We start from the raw sequence: 17,625 nt of genomic DNA, 5'->3' as shown, positions 1-17,625 counted from the left end.
AGGGATCCTCATGGGGATTGAAAAAATGAAAATGCCTCAGTTAGGCGAGAGCGTAACCGAGGGGACGATCAGCAAATGGCTGGTGTCTCCGGGAGATACGGTCAATAAATATGATCCGATTGCTGAAGTGCAAACGGATAAAGTCAATGCAGAAGTACCTTCTTCTTTTACAGGGGTCATCAAGGAACTCCTTGCCGAAGAAGGTGACACTCTTGAAGTCGGAGAGCTCATCTGTTCGATTGAATTAGAGGGGGGCAATGATGCTCCTGCTGAAGAAAAGGTGGAAAAGAAAGAAGAAACAACACCGTCTACACCTGCCTCAGCGGATACAAGCAATAAAGGCAGATATTCTCCTGCCGTCCTGAAAATGTCCCAGGAAAACGGAATCGACCTGACCCAGGTGACGGGAACAGGTGCCGGCGGCCGGATTACAAGAAAAGACCTTAAAAAAATCATAGAGTCAGGCAACATCCCTCAGGCGAGCGAGGCACCGAAGGCCTCTCCGCAACAGGAATCACCATCACAAGGAGCACCGGCACAGCCGTCCAAAAAACCTGCTCCACAGACACCGGATATACCGACCTTACCGGGTGATATTGAAATTCCTGTGACCGGAATCCGGAAAGCCATCGCCGCCAATATGCTTCGAAGCAAGCATGAAGCTCCCCATGCTTGGACGATGATGGAAGTGGATGTCACCAACTTGGTCGACTACCGCAATTCCCTCAAAACAGAATTCAAGCAGAAGGAAGGCTATAATCTTACCTTCTTCGCATTCTTCGTCAAGGCCGTTGCACAGGCGCTGAAAGAGTACCCGCAGATCAATTCCATGTGGGCGGGCGATAAGATCATCCAGAAAAAGGATATCAATCTGTCGATTGCCGTTGCAACCGATGATGCCCTCTATGTACCGGTCATCAAGAATGCAGACGAAAAGACCATTAAAGGCATTGCAAGGGAAATCACCGAGCTTGCTGGAAAAGTAAGAACCGGGAAACTGACTTCCCAAGATATGCAGGGTGGTACATTTACAGTGAACAATACGGGTTCTTTTGGATCAGTGCAATCAATGGGAATCATCAATTATCCTCAAGCAGCGATCCTTCAGGTGGAATCGATCGTTAAGCGTCCTGTTGTCATGAACAACGGAATGATTGCCGTGCGGGACATGGTGAACCTCTGTATGTCCCTGGATCACCGCGTATTGGACGGACTTGTATGCGGACGATTCCTGCAGCGAGTGAAAGAAATCCTCGAGAACACTTCGAAAGAAACGACTTCTATCTACTAAATGAGAAAGGGCCCTTCCTGGGAGGAGGGTCCTTTTTTATATGGTGTTTCATGAGACTTTAGGGTGAAGGGAGAGGAGGTAATGGAGGGAAGTATAGGCAAATGGCACGGATTAGTTATAGAAGAATATTTCATAAGGTGAATTATTCAGTCAGAATAGGACGATAGGCTAAATGGGTTTTATCAATAATCCCAAATGTGACTTAATGAGGAATTATTGTGTCCTATTTGTAAGGAATAGTCGAATGGCCCATATAAAGCGGTAAAATAAGGGATGTGATAGGTGAATGGTCATTCATTAATACACCCTTCGTCACGATTCGTAAAGGGGTCCCTAAGTCTTTCTATTTATTTTCAGAATATTAGGAATATATATGACATTCCTCTACAACATTCGACAGGAACCTTTGGTTATGTTTGGTTCAGCACCTACTATTTACCAGGTGAAATGAAAATGAAAGGAGATCATGACCGGAAAACCAAAATGAAACCAAACGGAGGGAATTGGATGAAGGGAAGAAGAAGACAGAGAGCAAAATGGTTATCCATCATTTTGACACTAGCGATGTTCGTTCCACTATTATTTCCTTTTAACGCAGGGGCTGTCAGTGCCGCTCAAAAGGAAAAGCCATCGACTTCAGTAAAAGATTCTGCCAAAGTGTCTCCACAATCCAAGATCACATCAAAGCTCCAGAAACAATTCGACAAAGATAAGCACGTCACATACTTAGTAAAATTCAAGGAGCAGGTAGATACGTTAAAAATCGCCGAGAAAGCGGAAAAAAATGCCAAGAAGCAAAAGCTTTCTGCCAACAACAGTAAATTGTTGAAGCGGAATCTCGTTGTTTCAGAGCTTCGTGCTACCTCACTTGAAACGCAAGCAGAAGTAAAAGAATACTTAACCAAACAAAAAAAATCCGGTGCAGTCAAAGACATTCAAAGCTATTATGTTGTCAATGGCATGGCCGTAACAAGTACGAAAGAAGTCATGGAGAAGCTTTCCACCTATGCTGAAGTTGAGAAGATCCTTCCGAATGAAGTACGTCAGCTCAATAAGCCTGAGGTGGTAAAAGAGAAGGAAACCTCCAAGAAGAAAGGTGAAACGGCTGCCGTCGAATGGAATATCGACAAAGTCGGTGCTCCTGCCGTATGGGACATGGGCATTGATGGATCAGGTACCGTTGTCGCTTCCATCGACACCGGGGTCCAGTGGGATCACCCGGCGTTGAAGGAACAGTACAGAGGGTTCGATCCACAAAACCCGAATACGCCTAACAATGAATTCAACTGGTTCGATGCGACAGCCGGCCAGGGCACACCATATGATGATCAGGGACATGGAACGCACGTAACCGGTACGATGGTCGGACACGAGCCCAATGGTTCCAATCAGATCGGAGTAGCTCCTGGTGCGAAATGGATCGCTGTCAAAGCGTTCACTTCCCAAGGTGGGACGGATGCCGATCTATTGGCTGCAGGTGAATGGATCCTTGCACCAAAAGATGCTGAGGGCAATCCACATCCTGAAAAAGCTCCGGACGTTGTTAACAACTCATGGGGCGGTGGGAAAGGACTTGACGAATGGTATCGTGAAATGGTCAATGCGTGGAGAGCGGCGGAAATCTTCCCAGAGTTCTCAGCAGGAAATACGACCCTTACGAATCCTGGCGGTCCTGGTTCCATTGCGAACCCTGCAAACTATCCTGAGTCCTATGCAACCGGGGCAACGGATATCAATAATAACCTAGGAAGCTTCTCCCTGCTTGGTCCATCACCTTATGATGAAATCAAGCCGGATATCGCAGCACCGGGTGTGAACATCCGATCTTCCGTTCCAGGCGGGACATACGAAGGCGGATGGAACGGGACGTCTATGGCGGGACCTCACGTTTCAGCTGTTGTAGCCCTACTGAAACAGGTGAACGCCAACCTGACAGTCAATCAGATTGAGGAAATCTTGAACACGACTGCTGTACCATTGACGAACGGCACGTATCCTGATGTGCCGAACAACGGATTCGGGAATGGTCTTGTCAACGCATTCGATGCAGTCAATTCCATCATGAACGGTCTTGGTAAGGTGAGTGGTCAGGTCGCGCAAGAAGGCGATGACACAGAAGCACCGACCATCAACCATGAACAACCGACAGATGTCTACCAAGGTATGGATTTGAAATTGGAAGCTGAAGCAACGGATAACGTCAGTGTCACATCCGTTAAGCTGTCGTATGAAAATGCTGATGGTGAGTGGGTGGATGTCGACGCAAAGCGTAAAAGTGGCGACTTCACTAAAGGCACCTACGAAGCAGTCATCCCTGCTGATGCGTTGAATAGGGACAGCGTGATTTATAAATGGACAGCGGTAGACTTTGGTGGGAATGAGGTTTCCACAGATGACTATTCCCTGGAACTTCTTCCTGGGATTTCGGTCGGTTACGAGCAGGACTTCGAATCTGAACCTGCTGGCTGGTTCTCTTATGGAAACGGGAATAGCTGGGAATGGGGAATCCCTACTTCCGGACCGGGAAATGCAGCCTCTGGTGAAAAAGTGTATGCTACAAAGCTAGATGGTAATTATGCAAACAGCGCGAACATGTCCCTGCAGATGCCACCGGTCGATCTGCCTGAAGGAGATAGCTTCCTCCAGTTCAAACAGTGGCATGATCTTGAAACCCGATATGATTTCGGTCATGTATTCGTCTCTACAGACGGCAAAGAGTGGACACAAGCGCTCCGCGTCAACGGAACGACGAACGGTTGGATCGATGGAGAAGTGGATCTGAGTGAATACGCAGGTCAACGCATCTACATTGCATTCAATGTAACAAGCGATGGAAGTGTGCAGAAGCAAGGTTGGTACTTGGATGATGTCAAGCTGACCGATTCATCCCTGCAGCCATCCAAGAAAATGAGCCTTGGATTGGATTCAAAGAAGGATGCCGCTTCTTCTGTTTCCAAAAAGCCGAAAGTAGATCCAGCCAAGATCCAGGTTGAAAAGCCTGCGGCTAAAGATCAAAGCAAGGAAGCGCCGGCACCTGTCCTCCTTCCACTTCAAGCAGAAGTATCTGTTTTGGAAACTGGACGAAGTGTCTATACAAATCCGGCAACAGGATCCTATGAGATCGCTCATGCAGCTGGTGATTTCACCCTGCAGGCATCAACCTACGGATTCCGTTCCCAGACTCAGAGTGTGACGATTGAAGCAGACAGTACAACGACTGCCAACTTCACCCTTGAAGAAATTCCTAAAGGAACCGTCACGGGTACGATCACGAATCAATTGACCGGGGATCCTGTTGCAAATGCAACGGTCATGATCCTTGAAGATGCAGTTGTTCAACCTGTCCAAACGGATGCTGACGGGCGATATGAGCTGAACGCATATGAAGGTGATTATACGGTCAAAGTGGTTGCTCCTAACTATTACAGTCAAGAAGATACGGTCACGGTTGAAGGTGGAGAATCCGCTACGAAGGATTTTGCACTGAAACCATTCATCGGATATCCTGGAGAAATCGGCTACGATGACGGTACGGCTGAAAATGCACGTGCCTATAATGCAGCAGGTAATTCATGGGCTGTGAAGATGTCCCTTGCTGAAGGAAACGATACAGCCCTTGTCACTGGCGGTCTGTTCCGATTCTGGGATACAGAATGGCCGGTGCCGGGTGGAACCGAGTTTGAAGTGGAAGTTTATGATGCAAGCGGTACAGATGGTGCTCCAGGCAAGAAACTTGCCGGACCATTCGAAGGGGAAGCCCTGCGTAACGGTCAGTGGACCCAGGTTGATCTCAGTGATGAAGGCATCATGGTCGATGGTGACTTCTACATGGTCTACACGCAGACAAAAGCCAACCCGAACGCACCTGGGCTTGCAACAGATGAAGACGGGGAATATGCTGCACGCAGCTGGCAGCGTGTAAGTGGGGCATGGTCGCCGTCTCCTGAAGAAGAAGGAAACTATATGATCCGTGCAACCGTAAATTATGAAGTGAAAGAGCCGGTCATTACATCACCTGAAGATGGTTCATTCACGAATAAGGATCAGGTGAAAGTGGAAGGAACATCGGCTCCTGACACAGACGTCATCATCTTGAATGGTGATGAAGAAGCGGCGACGACAACAGCAGACAGTCAAGGTAAATTCGCTGCTGATGTCAGCCTGCAGGAAGGGGAAAATGTACTGACGGCCAAGGCTTCCACTGAGCAGGGGCAAACAGGGGCATCCGAACCTGTTACCATCATCCTTGATCAAGAAAAGCCTGAGCTTTCCATCACATCTCCTGCCGATAAATCCAAAACCAATAAAGAAACGGTTACCGTCAAAGGGACTGTGTCTGACGACAATCTTGATTGGGTGAAGGTGAACGGCAAAAAAGCAGATGTGAAGGATGGAGCATTCAGCCATCGAATCCTTCTTGAACAAGGTGAAAACGTCATTAAAGTTGTTGCTCAAGACAAGGCGGGCAACAAAACCACGAAAAAAGTCACAATCGAGGCTAAATACGGGGATCTTGAGATTTCCAACGTGCTTCCTGGAGAAGATAAGGAACTGAAATCAGGCGAATCCGTCAAGATCGAATTTGACAGTGAGCCTGGACTAGATGCGACATTCGTTCTCCATATGCCATTAACGAATGCCCGCAGTATGACCTCGAATGCGACAGAACTTCCAATGAGGGAGACTTCTGAAGGTCATTATGAAGGCTATTACACAGCGACTTCCAACGTGAAAGCTCCTGGAGCAGTCGTGGAAGTGAAAGTAGAAGATGATTTCGGAAATGTAGAAACGAAACGCGCTGAAGGAAAGCTGTATATCAACGCGAAAAAGTAATGGTGACAAGGAACGTCCCGGGATTGTCTCCCGGGACGTTTTTTCATATGCCCGCATTGAACCTGACGGCTTCTTTCTATATACTAAAATAGTAAAGAGAAAACATTTCGAATCTTCATATTTGTAAACGATTACATTATAGGGGGAGTTTCATGCTGCGGGAGATGAAGGAGCAGGAATTTGAAGCACGTACCGTCGAGGAGTGGAAGACAGCCGCAGAATCGGCTTTGAAGGGGAAATCCGTTGATTCCCTCCGGACAGAAACCTACGAAGGCATAATACTTAAGCCTTTATATACAAAAGATGATCTTCCTTCCAAGTTAGCGGCAACATCACAGCGCAGGAGCCCAAAAGTGGCCCCGCGCATTTGGCGCAACAATTGGGAAGGGTTGTTCAAAGCATTGGAAGAGGCGCTGGAGAAAGGACAGGAGTGCATTTCCTTCAGAGGGGATGATCTCGATCCCGAAGGCTTCCCTTCATTCATGGAGAAGATCCTTGAAAAGGGAAAAGATGCCGATGCATTCTTCCTCACCGATCGGGATTTTTCATTGATGAATGCGTGGAAGGCGGAAAAAGGCGGGGCCTTCTCAGGAGTGTTCGGTTGGGATCCCGTATCTCAAGGACTCTTTTCTGGGGGATATTGGGATGTTCCAGCTTGGATAAGGAATCTGGAAACCATCCATGATTTTGCACCTGCCTTAAAGCCCATCATAATAGATCTTTCAGCGTATCACAGTAAAGGTGCCCATGCGGTGCAGGAACTTGCACTGGCTCTTTCTGAAGGAGTGGCCTACATTGACATCCTGTTGAAGGAAGGATGGACGATGGACAAAATTGCAGACAAAATCCATATTCATTTCGCCGTAGGCAGTCAGTTCTTCATGGAAGTGGCGAAGATGAGGGCATTCTCATCCCTTTGGAAGACCGTCATTCAAACATACGGAGATGATTCAACAGAACGGGGAAGCATGAGTGCCGAAACGTCATCACTGAATAAATCCCGATTGGATCCATACGTCAATATGCTCAGAAGCGGTGGAGAAGCATTTGCCTCCACGCTTGGAGGCGTGGATTATATCGATGTTCAACCGTTTGACGGGAGTGGCGGAAGTGTTCTCGGAGAACGGATGGCGAGGAATATCCCCATGATCATCGGGGAGGAATCCCATCTGGACAAAGTGATTGATCCGGGTGCCGGATCGTATTATATCGAATGGCTGACCGAGGAAGTCGGTCGGAGAGCATGGAAAGAGTTCGTGCGGATCCAAGAGTCTGGAGGGGTCATCCCTTACATCGAGAGCGGGGACCTTGTACGTGATCTTGAAGCGGTGCACGCTGAACGATTGAATGACATTTCTTCAGGTAAAAGCACGCTGATTGGGACAAATGCATACGCAAATCCTGAAGACACGCTCTTATCTGTGGAGGACGATCTGCCCGGGCGCCTTTCCTTTCCATATGAACGTCTCCGGGTGAGGGCCCAGCGGATTGCAGAGAGGGGATCAAAACCGATTGCCGGCATCATCGGTCTGGGGGATTGGAAGGATTATAAGGCGAGAGCCGATTTTACAAAAGGATTCCTGGCCGTCGGGGGCATATACACGAAGGAAAGCAGTCCGTGCCATACAAAAAGTGAGATCCTGAGATTCATAGAGGAAACAAGGTATTCCTACTATGTCATCTGTGGAACGGACGTAGAGTACGACCATTTCCTGCCTGAAGCGTCCGAATCGATCATGGCCATTGATCCAGGGATTACTCTGGACATCGCAGGGGCGAGAACCGCTCCTGGGATAAATGGTTCGATCCGCAAGGGAATGGATGCCCTGGAGAAGCTGGACCGATTACTATCCATCTGGGAGGAGGGAATGAATGATGATGAACAAACCTGATTGGTCTGCCATCGACCCGTTTGCTTCCGTGAACGGTGAAAAAGGGAACAAATATGATCGTTCTTATACAACAAACGAATCCATTGAGGTCAAGTCCCGCTATTCCGAACGTGACTTGGACGGCAGCGAGCATTTGAATGATCTCCCGGGAATGGCCCCTTTTACGAGAGGGCCCTATCCGACCATGTACGTATCCCGTCCGTGGACGGTGAGGCAGTATGCTGGATTTTCCACTGCCGAGGAAAGCAATGCCTTCTACAGAAGGAATCTGAGCATGGGGCAAAAAGGGTTGTCCGTCGCCTTCGACCTTGCCACTCACCGGGGATATGACTCCGATCACCCGAGAGTACTGGGTGATGTTGGAAAAGCGGGGGTGGCGATTGATTCGATCCTCGACATGAAGATCCTTTTTGACGGGATCCCCCTTGATCAGATGTCTGTGTCCATGACGATGAACGGAGCCGTGCTTCCCATTTTGGCTTTCTATATAGTCACAGCTGAAGAGCAGGGGGTAAGCAGGGAGAAGCTTTCCGGAACAATTCAGAATGATATTTTGAAAGAATATATGGTCAGGAATACGTATATCTATCCTCCCGAAATGTCGATGAAAATCATTGCGGATATTTTTGATTATACAGCCACCCATATGCCGAAGTTCAACAGCATCAGCATCTCGGGCTATCATATGCAGGAGGCGGGTGCACCGGCGGATATCGAGCTTGCCTACACCCTGGCAGATGGCCTTGACTATGTGCGAACAGGGTTGAAGGCAGGCATTGGAATCGATTCATTCGCACCGAGGTTATCCTTCTTCTGGGCGATCGGGATGAACTACTTCATGGAAGTCGCAAAGATGAGGGCAGCCAGGCGAATATGGGCTAAGATGATGAAAACATTTGAACCGGCCAACCCAAAATCTCTCGCCCTTCGTACCCATTCCCAGACCTCCGGATGGAGTCTGACCGAGCAGGATCCGTTCAATAATGTCACACGGACCCTTCTCGAAGCCCATGCCGCCGCCATGGGACATACGCAATCGCTCCATACGAATGCACTGGACGAAGCCATTGCACTGCCGACTGATTTCTCGGCGCGGATTGCCCGGAATACCCAGCTCTACCTCCAGGAGGAAACGGGAATCACCAAAGTCATCGATCCATGGGCAGGTTCCTATTATGTGGAATCCCTTACCCGTGAACTCATGGAGCGGGCATGGGAACATATTGAGGAGATCGAAGAACTGGGAGGGATGACCAAAGCCATTGAAACGGGCCTCCCGAAAATGAAGATCGAAGAAGCAGCTGCTCGGCGGCAGGCAATGATCGACTCCGGAGAAGAAGCCATCATCGGGGTCAACCGGTACAGACTCGATCATGAGGATCCGATTGATACCCTTGATATCGATAACACGGCGGTCAGGCTGAAACAGGTGGAGAGAATCCGACAGCTAAAAGAAACCCGAGATGAGGGAGTGGTTCAAAAGGCACTCCATGATCTCTTTGAAACAGCAGCTTCCGGGAACGGAAACCTTCTTGACCGTGCGGTGGCAGCCGCACGTGCAAGAGCGACGCTTGGAGAAATATCAGATGCTGTAGAAAGGGCATGCGGCCGGCATAAAGCCACGATCCGGAGCATCAGCGGGGTATACAGCTCCAATTTCTCCAATGAACAGGAGATCTTCGAAGTGCAGGGGATGGCAGAGGAATTCCTTGAAAATGAAGGAAGGAGACCCCGTATCCTCATCGCGAAGATGGGACAGGATGGGCATGACAGGGGAGCCAAGGTCATTGCCACGGCTTTTGCCGATCTCGGCTTCGATGTAGACATCGGCCCCCTGTTCCAGACTCCCGAAGAAACGGCGCTTCAAGCTGTGGAGAATGATGTCCATGTGGTCGGATTCAGCTCCCTCGCAGCCGGCCATAAAACGCTCCTTCCCGAGCTCGTGAAAGAGCTGAAGGCACTTGGAAGGGAGGACATCCTGGTGGTGATCGGCGGGGTTATTCCCGCGAAGGATTATGAATTCCTTCTATCCAACGGGGCATCCGCTGTTTTCGGACCGGGCACCATCATCCCTGTGGCCGCTCAAAAAGTAATCAAAGAGATCTACCGTGTTCTCGGATACGAGGAAGTGGTGGAGTGATGGCACCTTCTAAAAAGAAGTTCGTCAAGAAACAGGTTGCGCCGATCCCAATCGAGGAGATGAAAGAAGGCATCCTTCAAGGGAACAGGGCCTCCCTTGCCAGGGGCATCACCCTCATCGAGAGCAGTTCCCCTAAGCATTATGCGGTAGGTCAACAGCTATTGCAGGAGTTGCTCGAGTATACGGGCCATTCGTTACGGATCGGTATCACGGGCGTACCCGGCGCAGGAAAAAGCACATTCATCGAGCAATTGGGAGAGATGTTGTGCGAGGAAGGGATGAAGGTGGCGGTCCTTGCCATCGATCCGAGCTCGTCTTTAAGCGGGGGCAGCATACTTGGGGATAAGACCCGTATGGAGCTCCTCTCAAAAAATCCCCTGGCCTTCGTCCGGCCATCCCCGACGGCCGGAACCCTCGGGGGCGTCCACCGTCGGACGAATGAGACGCTCCTTCTGTGTGAAGCAGCTGGGTATGAAGTCATCCTGATTGAAACCGTGGGCGTCGGACAAAGTGAAGTGCTTGTCCGGCAAATGGTGGACTTTTTCATGCTTCTTGTCATTACGGGCGCTGGTGATGAGCTTCAGGGGATGAAAAAGGGAATCATGGAACTCGCCGATGCCATCGTCGTGAACAAGGCAGACGGAGAGAATCGCTCTCTTGCAGAGAAGACGAAAAAAGAATTGAATCAGATCCTGCATTTTCTTACGCCTGCCACAAAAGGGTGGACTCCAGGCGCACACACGTGTTCCGCCCTGAAAAAGGAGGGGCTGAGCGAACTCTGGCAGCTGATCCGTACGTTCGAACAAAAGATGAAGAAGTCACTCGTCTTTGACAGCAGGAGGGAAAAGCAAAAAGAAGAATGGTTCCATACCATGCTGAAAGAGCGGGTTTTGACAGACTTTCTGTTCAATGAGAAGATCAAGGAAGCGCTCCCCCTGATGGAAGAGAGGCTGAAACATTCGGAGACAACGACGACAAAGGCGATTGAAGAACTATTGACTCTGTATAAGAGCGGGATCAGGTGAATTTTATTGAAACCACAGTAGGTTCATTGGTATGATAAGGATATGCTGAAAAGGAAAAGGAGAGATCCACATGGATATAGATTTTAATTTACTTATGAATGATGTTGTCCGGCAGGCACGCCAGGAAATCGAAATGGCAGGCTATTCACAGCTGACAACCGAAGAGGATGTCGATCAGGCCCTCACATCAAAAGGCACCACCCTCGTAATGGTGAACTCTGTTTGCGGTTGTGCGGGAGGGATTGCTCGTCCGGCTGCGGCCCATTCCATCCATTATGATAAACGCCCGGATCGACTCGTTACGGTATTTGCCGGTCAGGATAAGGAAGCAACAGCGAAAGCCCGCAGTTATTTCACAGGATACCCACCTTCCTCTCCATCATTTGCTCTGCTGAAGGATGGTCAGATCCTCAAGATGGTAGAGCGTCATGAAATTGAAGGACATGATCCAATGTCGGTCGTTTCGAAACTGCAGTCGTACTTTGACGAATATTGCGAAGAAGTATAAGCGAAATCCCCATCTAGAAAGATGGGGATTTTTTAAGAAGTTAAATATCAGAATATACAAACTTCTTAAAATATGTGAAAATAGTCTTGCATAACGCTCGTAATTTGCTAAAATACTTTTATGCAATAATTATTCATTATCACTTATAAATATTCAAATACAGGGGGCATAACACATGAAAAAGATATTACTATCTGCAGCGGCTGTCGCACTGACTTTCTCTTTGGCGGCATGCGGGACGAACAAAGACGAGACTACAACAGGAGATCCGAAGAAACTCGTGATGGGGACTTCGGCAGATTATAAACCGTTTGAATTTGTTGATACGGCCAACAGCTCCAAAATCGTAGGGTACGATATTGATGTAGCGAATATGATTGCAGACGAGCTTGGTTATGAAGTGGAATTCAAGGACATGGAATTCAGCGGTCTGATCACTGCCTTGAAGACGAAACAGGTGGATTTCGTTATGTCTGCCATGAGTGTCAAACCGGAGCGTAAAAAAAACGTTGATTTCAGTGATGTATATTATACTGCCGAAGATATGATCATTTCGACGAAAGAAAGTGGAATCAAATCGGAAAAGGATCTTGACGGGAAGACAGTAGGTGTACAGCTTGGATCGATCCAGGAAGATGCAGCGAAGTCACTTGCCGAAAGCATGGATGTAAAGGTCGAAAGCAGGGACCGGATTCCAGAGCTCATCCAGGATCTGCAAAATGGCCGTTTCGATGCCTTGATCATCGAGAATACGGTGGCAAAAGGATACCTTGATAAAGAAGACAGTCTCCAAGGTGTGACCATGCCTGTGGATGAGGAAGAGTCAGGATACGCCATCGCCTTCCCGAAAGAAAGTAAGCTTACGAAAGAATTCAATGATGAATTGAAAAAATTGAAAGACAGCGGAGAGCTCGATAAGCTTGCCGAAAAATGGTTCGACAACGAAGAATAAGGTTGAAGGGAAGGGGATTCCCTTCCCCGGTTACTTGGAGGAGATAGCATGCCACTAGATTTCGCACAGCTCACGCCTTCCATTCCTTTCATTCTTGAAGGGTTGAAGGTTACATTGAAAATTGTCGCCATCGCCGCGGTTCTTGGTTTCTTATTCGGGATCCTCTTGGCCCTATTGAAAATCAGCCGGATCAAACCGCTTATCATTCTGGCGGACTTATACACGTCCATTTTCCGCGGGACGCCGCTTGTCCTCCAGCTCATGATCATCTTCTATGGATCTCCACAGCTGTTCGGAACCCAGATCGAGGCCTCCGTCGCGGCCATCCTGGCGTTTTCACTGAATTCAGCCGCCTACATTTCTGAAATCATCAGGGCTGGTATCAATGCAGTCGATAAGGGTCAGAAAGAAGCGGCACTGGCCCTTGGTGTTTCCTATCCGCGGATGATGATGGACATCATCCTGCCTCAGGCGATCAAGAATATCCTGCCTGCACTTGTGAATGAGTTCATCACGTTGACGAAAGAATCGGCCATCGTGACGGTGATCGGTGCAGCAGATGTCATGAGGCGTTCGTATATGGTGGGGAGCGATCTATATTCCTTTTTCGAGCCTCTCCTGTTCGCAGGGCTGATCTACTACGTCCTCGTCATCATCTTGACATTCATCGGGAAGCTTATTGAAAGGAGACTGAAAGGCAATGATTAAGGGAAGATCCATCCATAAGTCTTTTGGACAATTAAACGTATTGAAGGGCATCGACTTTTCCGTCGGGAAAGGGGAAGTGGTAGCCGTAATCGGCCCCTCGGGATCGGGAAAATCAACCCTTCTCCGCTGCCTTAATTTCCTTGAGGAGCCGACATCCGGTGATATTCATTTTGAAGAACAACTGGTGAGCAAAAAGAATATCGGGAAAGTTCGTCAGGAAGTCGGGATGGTGTTCCAGCACTTTCACCTCTTCCCCCATTTGACCGTCCTTGAAAATGTGACGTATGCACCTGTTCGTGTAAAGGGAGTCTCAAAGGATCAGGCAGCCAAGGCAGGAATGGAACTACTGACGAAAGTGGGGTTGAAAGAGAAGTGTGATGAATACCCCAACCGTCTTTCCGGCGGACAGAAGCAGCGGGTAGCCATTGCAAGGGCACTGGCCATGGAGCCGAAAGTGATGCTTTTCGATGAACCCACCTCTGCCCTGGACCCTGAAATGGTTAAAGAAGTACTCGACGTCATGAAAGCACTCGCTCATTCCGGAATGACGATGGTGATCGTCACTCATGAGATGGGATTTGCCAGGGAAGTGGCGGACCGGGTCGTATTCATGGACGACGGGATCATACTGGAAGAAGGAAATCCTGTAGAATTCTTTTCAAATCCAACCAGCACAAGGGGCAAGGTCTTCCTTGAAAAAATACTGTGACGCCATAACGGAGCTGCCTGAGCGGCTCCGTTTTTCTTTTGGAGCGGCTGTCACACTATTTCTAATTCAATTAAGGTTTTGAATCGGGCATCGCCCGACTTGAAATGTGGTATTCTATAAGAAGCCAAAATCAATCGATAGAAAAGGTTGTGACATATAGATTGAAAATACCTATGCTTAAAATTGGATACCGCACCCTAAAGACCGGTATAGGGACAGCGCTTGCCATCAGCGTGGCCCAGTGGCTTCACCTGGACAACTTCGTATCCGCAGGGATCCTGACGATCCTCTGTATCCAGAATACGAAGAAGAAATCCATCAATGCGTCCTGGAGCCGATTTCTGGCATGTGTCATCGCCATGCTTATGTCAGGTGCCCTCTTTGAGTTGATCTCCTATCATCCTGCCGTGATCGGACTCGTACTCCTCATCTTCATTCCAATCACCGTTGCGCTCAACATTTCTGAGGGAATCGTAACGAGTTCCGTCATCATCCTTCACGTATATTCCGCAGGGAGCGTCTCCCTTGGGTTGTATGAAAATGAGCTCGGGATCATTTTGACGGGAATCGGCATTGCCCTTTTGATGAATCTCTATATGCCCAGTGTCGAAACCAAGCTGGTGGAATATCAAGAACGGATCGAAGAGAACTTTTATAAGATCTTTTGTGAAATGATCAATTATCTTAAAACGAATGATGGCAAATGGGACGGGAAGGAAATCACGGAAACGGAGAAGCTTCTCAGGGAAGCGAAGACCCTTGCATTCAAAGACGTGGAAAATCACTTCCTGCGCCATGAAAATCTGTACTATCTGTATTTTAAAATGAGGGAAAAGCAGTTTTATATTCTTCAGCGGATCCTGCCCATTGCAGCTTCACTTTCACAAACCGTGGAACAGGGCCACCGGATCGCCGATTTCCTTGAAGAACTGCGGGATCATATCCATCCCGGAAACACCGCTCTCTTTTACTTGAAAATGCTCTATGATATGAAAGTCGAATTCGAACAGATGGAACTTCCCAAGACGCGCGAAGAATTTGAGACGAGAGCCGCTCTCTATCAGTTCGTCCGTGAAATGGAGGAATATCTGCAGTTGAAAAGCTCCTTCAAAGGAATCAAGAAATCACGAACCTTCCATACAAAAAAGTCCGCTACGTCGTAGCGGACTTTTTTGTATGGCTATAGCAGGAATGTCAATCCGGCCATGATGGTGGATGCGATCATGGCGAATAACATGATGAATACGATGATTCGTTGGATTTTCTTATTGCCCATGTAATGGTTCGCTCCAATCTGTTCGCGTAGTTACTCATCATTTTATCGTGAAATCTTCAATATAACAAGGATTCTGAGTTGAGAAAACGTTTACTTTTTTTGTGCTTATAGGAGGAATTTCGACAACATTTATGGAAATAGGATAGTGGTGATAGTGACAACAAGGGGATGAGAGAATGAAGAAAGTCGATCATATCGGAGTGGCTGTCCGCTCTATAGAAGACGCACTTCCTTTCTACGAGGGTGTGCTGGGCATTCCGCTTTTAAAGGTCGAGGAGGTAGCCAATCAAGGGGTGAAAGTGGCTTTCCTCGATGCCGGCAATCTTAAGATTGAACTATTGGAGCCTATTTCTGATCAAAGCCCTGTCTCAGGATTTATTGAGAAAAGGGGAGAGGGGCTTCACCATATAGCATTTTCTGTAGAAACAATCGAAGAGAGGATCCAGGAGCTTAAAGAAAAAGGCGTCCGGATGATAGATGAAAACCCGAAAACGGGTGCTGGAGGGGCTTCTGTTGCATTCCTTCATCCGAAATCATCCAAAGGCGTACTCTATGAACTCTGTGAGAAAAAGGCATCGAAGGGAGAGACAACATAATGGATATTTATGAGAAAATTGACGAACTATATGAGCGCAGGCGCGAAGTGGAGCTTGGGGGTGGAGATGAGCGGATTGACAAGCAGCATGCCAAAGGAAAGCTGACAGCACGTGAGCGGATCGAATTGCTCGTTGATGAGGGAACCTTTGTGGAATTGAACCCTTTCATTGAACATAGAAGCATCGATTTCGGTTTGGAAGGAATGAAAGGACCGGGGGACGGGGTCGTGACTGGATATGGAAAGGTGGATGGACGGCCCATTTATCTGTTTTCTCAGGATTTCACCGTGTTTGGGGGAGCCCTGGGTGAAATGCATGCACAAAAGATCTCCCATGTAATGGATCTTGCTGTTAAAAATGGAGCCCCCTTCATCGGACTGAATGATTCTGGCGGAGCACGGATCCAGGAGGGCGTCGTGTCCCTCGACGGTTACGGGCACATCTTTTACCGGAATGCCATCTACTCGGGAGTCATCCCTCAGATTTCCGTCATCATGGGACCTTGTGCAGGAGGGGCGGTGTATTCCCCTGCCATCACGGATTTTGTCTTTATGGTCGATGATACGAGTCAGATGTTCATCACCGGCCCGAAGGTGATCGAGACCGTGACCGGTGAAAAGATCAGCGCAGAGAATCTTGGAGGGGCAAAAGTTCATAACTCGATCAGCGGCAATGCCCACTTCAGGGGCAAAACCGAGGAAGAAGTGCTGAGCGACGTCAGGAGATTACTCACCTATCTTCCACAAAACAATGAGGAGAGACCAGCTCGTATCGATTCAGGCGAATCAGATGATTATCGACCGGATCTCACCGACATCATCCCGTTCGATGCCATCCGTCCGTATGACGTGCGGACGGTCGTCAATCAAGTGGTCGATGAAGGAAGCTTCATGGAGGTTCAAAAAGAGTTCGCCAAGAACATCGTCGTCGGTCTTGCACGGATCAAGGGAGAAGTCGTCGGCCTTGTATGCAATCAGCCGAAGGTCATGGCAGGCGGACTTGATATCGATTCATCTGATAAGGCATCGAGATTCATCCGATTCTGTGATTCCTTTAATATCCCCCTCATCACCTTCGAAGACGTGACCGGTTTCTTCCCTGGCATCAAACAGGAGCACGGCGGCATCATCCGACATGGGGCCAAGATCCTCTATGCCTATTCCGAAGCAACCGTGCCAAAAATGACCGTCATCCTCCGAAAAGCATACGGGGGAGCCTATGTAGCACTCAACTCCAAATCCATCGGAGCAGACCTCGTATTTGCATGGCCAAACGCGGAAATCGCGGTCATGGGTCCACAGGGGGCAGCGAACGTCATCTTTGCCCGGGAAATCGCATCATCCGACAATCCCGAAGCAGTCAGGGAACAAAAGATCGAAGAATACCGTGAAAAATTTGCCAATCCGTACGTTGCAGCATCCCGCGGCATGGTCGACGACGTCATCGACCCAAGGGAAACCCGGATCAAACTCATCCAGGCCCTCGACATGATGAGGAACAAAAAAGAAGACCGCCCCAAAAAGAAACACGGAAACATCCCACTGTAACAAGAAAAGCGTAGGCGGGGAGGGCTGACCCGACAAGCATAAGTTATTCAACCCACAAAGGCGTTCTGTGCCTTTTTGGGTCGAATGACTTATGACCTCGAGGGTCACCCCGCCGGAGCTAGACAGAAAGAAAAGCGTAGTCGGCTCG

At 48.6% G+C, this 17,625-nt stretch carries 13 protein-coding genes; 12 read left to right on the top strand and 1 reads right to left on the bottom strand.

Going from position 1 to position 17,625, the window contains the following annotated elements; genetic code table 11:
- The first annotated feature begins 10 nt into the window (after positions 1-10).
- The 10 genes from K6T23_RS13980 to K6T23_RS13935 all read left to right on the top strand — a co-directional run bounded on the left by K6T23_RS13980 (position 11) and on the right by K6T23_RS13935 (position 15,221).
- Entirely contained in the window at positions 11-1,291 is a 1,281-nt protein-coding gene (locus K6T23_RS13980) for a dihydrolipoamide acetyltransferase family protein (protein ID WP_238281435.1), read from the top strand.
- Between the two features lie 507 nt (positions 1,292-1,798).
- Complete coding sequence (locus tag K6T23_RS13975) at positions 1,799-6,124, top strand: S8 family peptidase (RefSeq protein ID WP_238284440.1); 4,326 nt, start codon at positions 1,799-1,801, stop codon at positions 6,122-6,124.
- A gap of 152 nt (positions 6,125-6,276) precedes the next feature.
- Positions 6,277-8,016 carry a methylmalonyl-CoA mutase family protein gene (locus K6T23_RS13970; RefSeq protein ID WP_238281433.1) on the top strand — a complete coding sequence of 580 codons (1,740 nt, stop codon included), beginning with the start codon at positions 6,277-6,279 and terminating at the stop codon, positions 8,014-8,016.
- Positions 8,000-10,156: a methylmalonyl-CoA mutase gene (gene scpA / locus K6T23_RS13965; protein ID WP_056538406.1), complete on the top strand. Its 2,157-nt coding sequence runs from the start codon at positions 8,000-8,002 to the stop codon at positions 10,154-10,156. Before K6T23_RS13970 ends, scpA begins: the two co-directional genes overlap by 17 nt.
- Positions 10,156-11,181: a methylmalonyl Co-A mutase-associated GTPase MeaB gene (meaB, locus tag K6T23_RS13960; protein WP_238281431.1), complete on the top strand. Its 1,026-nt coding sequence runs from the start codon at positions 10,156-10,158 to the stop codon at positions 11,179-11,181. Before scpA ends, meaB begins: the two co-directional genes overlap by 1 nt.
- Positions 11,182-11,251: 70 nt before the next feature.
- Positions 11,252-11,689, top strand: a complete 438-nt coding sequence (locus K6T23_RS13955) for a BrxA/BrxB family bacilliredoxin (RefSeq protein WP_053426643.1) — start codon at positions 11,252-11,254, stop codon at positions 11,687-11,689.
- Between the two features lie 175 nt (positions 11,690-11,864).
- Complete coding sequence (locus K6T23_RS13950; RefSeq protein WP_053426644.1) at positions 11,865-12,641, top strand: transporter substrate-binding domain-containing protein; 777 nt, start codon at positions 11,865-11,867, stop codon at positions 12,639-12,641.
- 48 nt (positions 12,642-12,689) lie between these two features.
- Positions 12,690-13,349 carry an amino acid ABC transporter permease gene (locus K6T23_RS13945; RefSeq protein ID WP_053426645.1) on the top strand — a complete coding sequence of 220 codons (660 nt, stop codon included), beginning with the start codon at positions 12,690-12,692 and terminating at the stop codon, positions 13,347-13,349.
- Positions 13,342-14,058 carry an amino acid ABC transporter ATP-binding protein gene (locus tag K6T23_RS13940; protein ID WP_056535505.1) on the top strand — a complete coding sequence of 239 codons (717 nt, stop codon included), beginning with the start codon at positions 13,342-13,344 and terminating at the stop codon, positions 14,056-14,058. Before K6T23_RS13945 ends, K6T23_RS13940 begins: the two co-directional genes overlap by 8 nt.
- 173 nt (positions 14,059-14,231) lie before the next feature.
- Complete coding sequence (locus tag K6T23_RS13935; RefSeq protein ID WP_053426647.1) at positions 14,232-15,221, top strand: aromatic acid exporter family protein; 990 nt, start codon at positions 14,232-14,234, stop codon at positions 15,219-15,221.
- Positions 15,222-15,238: 17 nt separating this feature from the next.
- Here K6T23_RS13935 and prli42 read toward each other — a convergent pair whose 3' ends face one another.
- Complete coding sequence (gene prli42, locus K6T23_RS13930; protein WP_148795406.1) at positions 15,239-15,334, bottom strand: stressosome-associated protein Prli42; 96 nt, start codon at positions 15,332-15,334, stop codon at positions 15,239-15,241.
- A gap of 176 nt (positions 15,335-15,510) precedes the next feature.
- On the opposite strand from prli42, the gene mce reads away from it, so the two are divergent.
- Positions 15,511-15,930, top strand: a complete 420-nt coding sequence (mce, locus tag K6T23_RS13925; protein ID WP_056535511.1) for a methylmalonyl-CoA epimerase — start codon at positions 15,511-15,513, stop codon at positions 15,928-15,930.
- On the top strand, positions 15,930-17,477 hold the full coding sequence (locus K6T23_RS13920) for an acyl-CoA carboxylase subunit beta (protein WP_056535514.1): 1,548 nt from the start codon (positions 15,930-15,932) through the stop codon (positions 17,475-17,477). The genes mce and K6T23_RS13920 overlap by 1 nt, the downstream gene beginning before the upstream one ends.
- Positions 17,478-17,625: the final 148 nt, after the last annotated feature.

The sequence above is a fragment of the Rossellomorea marisflavi genome (assembly GCF_022170785.1).
GTDB lineage: Bacteria > Bacillota > Bacilli > Bacillales > Bacillaceae_B > Rossellomorea > Rossellomorea marisflavi_B.
This window is presented reverse-complemented; position numbering and strand designations above follow the sequence as displayed.

Excerpts from the sequence above, each read along its gene's own strand:
- K6T23_RS13980 (WP_238281435.1), top strand. The coding sequence starts at position 11 with ATGGGGATTGAAAAAATGAAAATGCCTCAGTTAGGCGAGAGCGTAACC.
- K6T23_RS13975 (WP_238284440.1), top strand. The coding sequence starts at position 1,799 with ATGAAGGGAAGAAGAAGACAGAGAGCAAAATGGTTATCCATCATTTTG.
- K6T23_RS13970 (WP_238281433.1), top strand. The coding sequence starts at position 6,277 with ATGCTGCGGGAGATGAAGGAGCAGGAATTTGAAGCACGTACCGTCGAG.
- scpA (WP_056538406.1), top strand. The coding sequence starts at position 8,000 with ATGATGAACAAACCTGATTGGTCTGCCATCGACCCGTTTGCTTCCGTG.
- meaB (WP_238281431.1), top strand. The coding sequence starts at position 10,156 with ATGGCACCTTCTAAAAAGAAGTTCGTCAAGAAACAGGTTGCGCCGATC.
- K6T23_RS13955 (WP_053426643.1), top strand. The coding sequence starts at position 11,252 with ATGGATATAGATTTTAATTTACTTATGAATGATGTTGTCCGGCAGGCA.
- K6T23_RS13950 (WP_053426644.1), top strand. The coding sequence starts at position 11,865 with ATGAAAAAGATATTACTATCTGCAGCGGCTGTCGCACTGACTTTCTCT.
- K6T23_RS13945 (WP_053426645.1), top strand. The coding sequence starts at position 12,690 with ATGCCACTAGATTTCGCACAGCTCACGCCTTCCATTCCTTTCATTCTT.
- K6T23_RS13940 (WP_056535505.1), top strand. The coding sequence starts at position 13,342 with ATGATTAAGGGAAGATCCATCCATAAGTCTTTTGGACAATTAAACGTA.
- K6T23_RS13935 (WP_053426647.1), top strand. The coding sequence starts at position 14,232 with ATGCTTAAAATTGGATACCGCACCCTAAAGACCGGTATAGGGACAGCG.
- prli42 (WP_148795406.1), bottom strand. The coding sequence starts at position 15,334 with ATGGGCAATAAGAAAATCCAACGAATCATCGTATTCATCATGTTATTC.
- mce (WP_056535511.1), top strand. The coding sequence starts at position 15,511 with ATGAAGAAAGTCGATCATATCGGAGTGGCTGTCCGCTCTATAGAAGAC.
- K6T23_RS13920 (WP_056535514.1), top strand. The coding sequence starts at position 15,930 with ATGGATATTTATGAGAAAATTGACGAACTATATGAGCGCAGGCGCGAA.